This is a genomic window from Sphingomonas sp. (genome assembly GCF_039595165.1).
Classification (GTDB): domain Bacteria; phylum Pseudomonadota; class Alphaproteobacteria; order Sphingomonadales; family Sphingomonadaceae; genus Sphingomonas.
Window position 1 is genome coordinate 1 of record NZ_JBCNMA010000167.1, and the last position, 6,258, is coordinate 6,258.

6 protein-coding genes are annotated in these 6,258 nt (G+C 65.5%); 1 reads left to right on the forward strand and 5 read right to left on the reverse strand.

The genetic code is table 11. The features are described 5' to 3' along the window. Positions 1-1,235, forward strand: a 1,235-nt coding sequence (locus tag ABDV68_RS17835) for an RHS repeat-associated core domain-containing protein (protein ID WP_343521447.1), incomplete at its 5' end; no start/stop codon positions are given. A gap of 300 nt (positions 1,236-1,535) precedes the next feature. On the opposite strand, the gene ABDV68_RS17840 is transcribed toward ABDV68_RS17835, so the two are convergent. The 5 genes from ABDV68_RS17840 to ABDV68_RS17860 form a co-directional block, all read right to left on the reverse strand. Continuing rightward, entirely contained in the window at positions 1,536-2,405 is an 870-nt protein-coding gene (locus tag ABDV68_RS17840) for an FAD:protein FMN transferase (protein ID WP_343521448.1), read from the reverse strand. A 98-nt stretch (positions 2,406-2,503) separates the two neighbouring features. Continuing rightward, on the reverse strand, positions 2,504-3,334 hold the full coding sequence (locus tag ABDV68_RS17845) for a DUF4198 domain-containing protein (protein ID WP_343521449.1): 831 nt from the start codon (positions 3,332-3,334) through the stop codon (positions 2,504-2,506). A 17-nt stretch (positions 3,335-3,351) separates the two neighbouring features. Beyond that, positions 3,352-3,855, reverse strand: a complete 504-nt coding sequence (locus ABDV68_RS17850) for a DUF2271 domain-containing protein (RefSeq protein WP_343521450.1) — start codon at positions 3,853-3,855, stop codon at positions 3,352-3,354. Positions 3,856-3,869: 14 nt separating this feature from the next. Then, positions 3,870-4,517 carry a PepSY-associated TM helix domain-containing protein gene (locus tag ABDV68_RS17855; protein ID WP_343521452.1) on the reverse strand — a complete coding sequence of 216 codons (648 nt, stop codon included), beginning with the start codon at positions 4,515-4,517 and terminating at the stop codon, positions 3,870-3,872. Positions 4,518-4,750: 233 nt separating this feature from the next. Continuing rightward, positions 4,751-6,258 (reverse strand): NAD-glutamate dehydrogenase domain-containing protein (locus tag ABDV68_RS17860; protein ID WP_343521453.1); only part of this gene is annotated, 1,508 nt, incomplete at its 5' end.

Genomic DNA, 6,258 nt, shown 5'->3' on the forward strand with positions numbered 1-6,258 from the left:
TGAGCCACAGCGACGGGCGCGGCAACGTCACCGCGATCGGATCGACCGCCTATTACTATGATGCCGAGAACTGGATGAAGAGTGGCGCGGGGATCGACCAGCTCTATCCCGATCCGGCAGGGCGGCTGATCCGCGCGCTGGGCAGCGCCGACACGCGCTATGCGTGGGACGGGCTGGATCTAGCGATCGAGCAGAATCCCAGCGGGATCGTGCTGCGGCGTTATGTCCATGGCCCGGGGATGGACGCGCCGCTGGTGTGGTACGAGGGTAGCGGCACCGGCGACCGGCGCTGGCTGCATGCCGACGAGCGCGGATCGATCGTTGCCGTGAGCGACGGTACGGGCGCGTCGATCGCCACCAACAGCTATGACGAGTACGGCGTGCCGGCGAGCGGCAATGTCGGGTCGTTCGGCTATACCGGGCAGCTGTGGCTGCCGGAACTGGGGGCGTATTACTACAAGGCGCGCATCTACAATCCGGTGCTCGGGCGGTTCATGCAGACTGATCCGATTGGGTATGGGGATGGGTTGAATTTGTATGGGTATGTGCGGGGGAATCCTGTCAATAAGGTCGACCCATTCGGCAACGAATGCTGGTCTGTCGAGGTGACGGGCGACGATGTACCCAGCTCCTCCTCCACGAGTGGTGGGTGGACTTGCCTCGACGGGTATGAACTTGAGATGTGGTTCATGGAGCGCATGATGGACTGGGCCAGGGACTTGCTGGATCCATTCGGCGGGAGCGGCGGGGGTGCGACAGTCGACCCCATTTGCCGTCGTTCGGGAACGGCGATTGAAAGTAGTGGAGGCTCAGGCCCAGTTTTCTTTGGTGGCCTCGGAGTTGAGGGATATGTGGGTCTAGGAGGAGGAATAGCCGGTGGCGCGTATTACGATACCGGCTCGGGAGCCGCAGGGCTTTGGGGAACGGGGGAATCTACGGCAGGGGGACTCCTCCAGAGCGGTTTTGGCTACGGCGGTTCCGCGGGTGGGCAGGTTGGAGTTGCCCGTAATTTGCCTTCGTTTGCGGGGGAATACTCAACCCTAGGATTTGGCGCGGGCCCGCTATCTGTAAATTATGCTTTTGTAAGGGGAGATATATTTTCCCCTATTTCTCTGTCTGCTGGCCCCTCGGCAAACATGATGCCTTTTCCTCCCGTGCCGGGTAGCTTTCATTATTCGCATGGGAAAACGGAACTGGCTCCCAAACCGTTCTCTAATCTGGTGGACTGTCCATGATTTACCGAATTAAGCTCATACGTTTATACATATTGCTATCCATAACAGGATCGATTGTATCGTGGATATCAAATTCAGTGATATTCGTATACATGATGCCTATATTGGTGCTTTCATCATTAATGTTGTTGCTAAGATGTTATAATTGTAATTTGTCTCCATTTGTCTTCAAATTTGGATATTTTAGAGTAGGAATGCCAATTTTTGCTAAAAATTGTCCGAATTGCGGAGCTAATTTTCGCGAAATAGATAAAGATCTTGTAAGCTAGTCTTGTGATTACTCTGAATACGACATAGTGATTAGAGGGTCGAGGATTTTGGTCCTCGGCCTTCTTCTCGTGTCAGTGTGTTCACCACGAGTGCATCGCGCGCGATCTCCACGCCATCCTTACGTTCCATTGACAGTGCAGTGGCCAAAGCGTCGGCTTGGGCACAGCACCGGTGGAGAATGGTAACGCTGGCCACCCGTTTGGCCATGGGACGCGCGGTGCCGGGATCGATCGTGTGCGCGTAAGCTATGCCATTTGCCGCAAACCTCCGCCGATAGTCCCCCGACGTCGCCACCGCCAACCCGTGCAGCGCAATGCGCAACGGCGCGGCCTCCACCCCCGGCGGGACTTCGACATCGACCCACCAGGGCTGGCCGTCGGGCTGGATGCCTTCGCCTAGCAGTTCGCCGCCGATCTCGACCAGGAAGTCGAGGCAGCCCATCGCCTTCAGCCGCGCGGCGACGGCGTCGACGGCATAGCCCTTGGCGATGCCGGAGAGGTCGAGCCGGACGGGGCGAGTGAGGCGGAGGCGCAGGAGCAGGGGATCGAAGTCGATCGCGTCATAGCCGCTGAGCGCGCGGGCGGCTTCGATCTCGGCTTCGCTTGGGAGACCCACGCGCGGCCCGGGCGGGCCGAAGCCCCAGAGGTTGACCGGCACGCCCATCGCCGGGTCGAACGCGCCGCCCGAGCGCCTGGCGATGTCGAGTGCGATTCCCATGACCTGCGCGAATTCGGGGCCGATGCGGTGCCAGGTTCCGGGGGCGCTGTCGTTGATGCGGCTGAGCTCAGAGCTCGGCTCCCAATGGCTCATTTGGGCGATGATGGTGGCGAGCACCGCCTCGATCTCGGCCTGCACATTGGCGGGCGGGGCGACGATCCTGGCCGACCAGGTGGTGCCCATGGTCTCGCCGCCGAGATGCGCTACGGGCGCGTTCGCCCGCCGCCTGTGGAAGGCGGCGGGCGAGATCGCGTTGGGGATGATGACGCGGGGTTCGCGGATCAGGGGGCCATCACCTCGAGCGTCGTCACATAGCTGGCGCGGCGGCCGCCGGGAGCGGGCGGAGCGCCTTCCTCGCGCTCGGCGCGGGGGGTGGTGACGTTGATCCAGTACATGCCGGGATCGCCCCATTTCACCGTGACCTTGCCGTCGGCCCCGGTCTTGAGGTCCTGCTGGTGGAGCTGGTCGCGATAGCGGATGCCGCCGGGGATGACGGTGACGGGCAGGCCCGCGGCGGGCATGCCGTCGAGCAGGAACTGGAAGGTCGCGTCCTCGCCGACGACCAAGTCGTTGGGATGGGTGACCGGGACCAGCTCGATGCCCTTGCCGGTCGGCTTGAACACGGTGGTGGTGGGCTCGCCGGCGGTGACGAAGATCTCGTTGCGGTTGCTGCTCTCGCTGGTGCGTATGTCGGTGGCGCCGGCGGGAATGACCGAGGCGAGATTGGCGGTGGTGGTGCCGCGCGGGATGCGCTTCTCCTCGCCGTTCAGCTTGTAGCTGCCCATGACGCTCTCGGTGGCGTAGTAGATCTTGTAGGTGCCGCGCTTGCCGATCTGCACGTCGAAGGTGGTGCGGTAGCGGCCGGTGGCCTTGTTCCTGATCTCGCCGGGCGTGCCGTCGGGGAGCAGGACGCTGGCGTCCCAGCGCAGCGGCTGGTGCTCGAAATAGAAGAGGTCGTTGGAGACGGCGGCGTCGACCGTGACCCAGACGTCGTCGCCCTCGCCCGAGACGACGGTCATCGACGGGAGCATCCACTGGCGATGCGCCTGGACGGCGGCGGGCAGGACGATCGCGGCGGCTGCGGCGGCGATCATGAGGTTGCGGAGCTTCATAGCGCGGTTCCCCTTGTTTAGCGCTTGACGGTGAGGGTGACGGCGCCGAGCTCGGACTTGCCGGCGGCGCGGGCGGTGCCGCCCTTGGGCAGCGCGAAAGGCAGGCGGAGCAGCTCGCGGCCGCCGACCTCGCGCGCGGCCTCGACCACCAATGTGTAGTTGCCGGGGGCGAGCTGCGGCTTGAGGGCGAGCTTGTGCGTGCCGGGCGCCTTGGTCGCGCCGGTGACGCCGGCCGCGGGGAACTTCATCGAACGGCCCGAGGCGCGCCACCATTGGCGGATGTCGCGCAGCCACTTGGTGCCCTCGTTGTTCTTCATGTCGACGTCGTAGAAGACGGCGAGCGTCTTGGCCGGCGCGCCCTCCTTCTCGAGCCAGATCGCGACATAGGGCCGGTGATATTCGGCGACGGTGAGGCGCGGGATGGTGAGCGTCACCTCGAGCGTCTGCGCAGACGCCATGCCCGGCGCGAGCAGGCCCGCGCCGAGCGCGGTGGCGGTCAATCCGGTGGTGCGAAGCTGCATGGCGGCGTTTCCCCCTAGTGGATGAAGTAGATGGCGAGGATCGCGGGAACGATCAGGCCCGCGGCGACCAGCGGCCAGGTGCTCGGCCGATGGCGGGCGTGGAGCTGGAGCAGGACGAGACCGGTGAGCGAGAAGATCACGCAGGCGACGACGAAGATGTCGATGAACCACTTCCACACAATGCCGGCGTTGCGGCCCTTGTGGAGGTCGTTGAGCCAGGCGATCCAGCCACGGCTGGTGCTCTCGTTGGTCACCTCGCCGGTCTCGCGGTCGATCGCGACCCAGCCGTCGCCGCCGGGGCGGGGCAGGGCGAGGTAGATCTCGCCGGCGGACCATTCGGCTTGCCCGGTCGCGCGCGCGACGGGGAGGTAGGCCTCGACCCAGTCGACGACCGGTTCAGGGAGCGGTTTCTTCGCATCGGGGGCATCGTCGGGCCTGATCGTCGCGAGGAGCGCCGCGGGGAGCTGCGCCTTCTTCTCGACGGTGACGGGCGCGCCCTCGATGTCCGCGGCGTGATTGAGCGTGAACCCGGTGATCGCGAACAGCAGCAGCCCGACCAGGCTGATCGCCGAGCTCATCCAGTGCCACATATGCAGCTGCTTCAGCCAGAAGGCTTTCCGGCCTTTCTTGCGAGGAGCCGGTTTGGCGGCGGTGCCGTGCATTGCGGGCGGTGGTTCCAGTTGCGAGTCGTTCGCGGGATTAGCGAGAACGATTCGCAATTACAATGCGGGTGAGCCCTACATTTTGCTCAAAACTCGACGTCATCCCGGCCTTGTGCCGGAATCCACGGCTCTCCGATCGTTGAATTCTCAGTTCCTGGTCGTCCCTCGCCTCCCGGTGGATCCCGGCACAAGGCCGAGATGATTGGTGGGTGGGCGGTGGGCGACCTTCCGGCTTACCGCCCCAGCAGCACGCGTGCCTGGCCGGCGATCTGGGCGAGCATCGCCGCGTTGGGCGTCGGCGCCTTGCGCGCGCGGCTGACCAGTCCGGCGAACTGCGCGACTCGCGGAGCGTGGGCGGCGAGCCAGGCGTCGACGTCGGCGCGCGGATCCTTGCCCTCCGCACGGGAGAGGAATTCGAGGCGGAGCTGCTGGAAGTCGCGCGCGAGGCCCGCGATCAGCAGCCGCTCCCACGGATCGCCGGCGACGATGCGCGCCGCCACCGCCTGCGCCCAGTCGAGGCCGAGCTCCTGGCCGAGATGGGTGAAGGCGTGAGTCAGCTCGGTCTCGTCGATGCCCCGGCGCTGGCCGAGATCGGCGAGACCGACCGCGCCGTCGAGCTCGAAGATACGCACGATCTTGGCGGCGAGCTCATGCGGCGCACCGGCCTCCTCGAGCTTGGCGGCGATGCGGCCCGACTGGGCTCGTGCCTCTTCCTTGAGCAGCTTCTGCGCCTGGCGGTCGAGCGCGGCGATGCCGGGCTTCAACCGCGCGATCAGCTCGGCCGGGCCTTCGCCGGGGCGGCAGATGCGCAGCAGGTCGGCGATGTGCGAGCGCGTCGCGACCGCGACCTCGTCGAGCAGGGCGAGGCGCGCGCTCTCGCTGATCGCGGCGGTCTCGATCGCTTCCCACACCGCCGGCAGGCCGAACAGGCGCTCGGCGACCACGAACATCGCGGCGATGTCGCGCAGCGAAGCGCCTTCCTCCTCGGCCAGCTCGAACGGGTGGAGCACGCCGAGGCGGTTGATCACGCGGTTGGCGAGCTTGGTCGCGACGATCTCGCCGCGCAGGCGATGCTCGTCGATCGGCTTCTTGAACTTCTTCTGCATCGCCGGCGGGAAGGCGGCGATGAGGTCAGGCTCGAGCTCGGGATCGAGGCCGAGGCCACCGTCTTCGATCGCGTCCTGGAGCGCGAGCTTGGAGGTGGCGAGCAGCACGGCGAGCTCGGGCCGGGTGAGGCCGCGGCCTTCCTGCGCGCGGCGGAGATAATCCTCGTTCGAGCCGAGCCCTTCGACCACGCGGTCGAGCCGGCCCGAGGCCTCGAGGATCTCGATCACGCGGACGAAGCTGGGGACCGCGACCGGGCCGTCATTCTCGAGGAAGGACAAAGCGAGCGTCTGGAGGCGGTTGTCCTCCAGCACGAGGTGCGCGACGTCGTCGGTCATCGCTGCGAGCAGCTTGTTGCGGTCGTCGATCTTGAGGCGGCCCTCGATCACCTCGCGGTTGAGCGCGATCTTGATGTTCACCTCGTTGTCCGAGCAGTCGACGCCGGCCGAGTTGTCGATGAAGTCGGTGTTGATGCGCCCGCCGCGCAGCGAGAAGGCGATGCGCGCCGCCTGCGTCACACCGAGATTGGCGCCCTCGCCGATGGCGCGGGCGCGCAACTCCTCGGCATTGACGCGCAGGCGATCGTTGGCGGGATCGCCGACCTCGACATGCGCTTCGGATGCTGCCTTCACATAGG

What these genes read in the sequence shown, in the direction of transcription:
- ABDV68_RS17840 (WP_343521448.1), bottom strand. Translation starts at nt 2,405, where the DNA reads ATGGGCACCACCTGGTCGGCCAGGATCGTCGCCCCGCCCGCCAATGTG.
- ABDV68_RS17845 (WP_343521449.1), bottom strand. Translation starts at nt 3,334, where the DNA reads ATGAAGCTCCGCAACCTCATGATCGCCGCCGCAGCCGCCGCGATCGTC.
- ABDV68_RS17850 (WP_343521450.1), bottom strand. Translation starts at nt 3,855, where the DNA reads ATGCAGCTTCGCACCACCGGATTGACCGCCACCGCGCTCGGCGCGGGC.
- ABDV68_RS17855 (WP_343521452.1), bottom strand. Translation starts at nt 4,517, where the DNA reads ATGCACGGCACCGCCGCCAAACCGGCTCCTCGCAAGAAAGGCCGGAAA.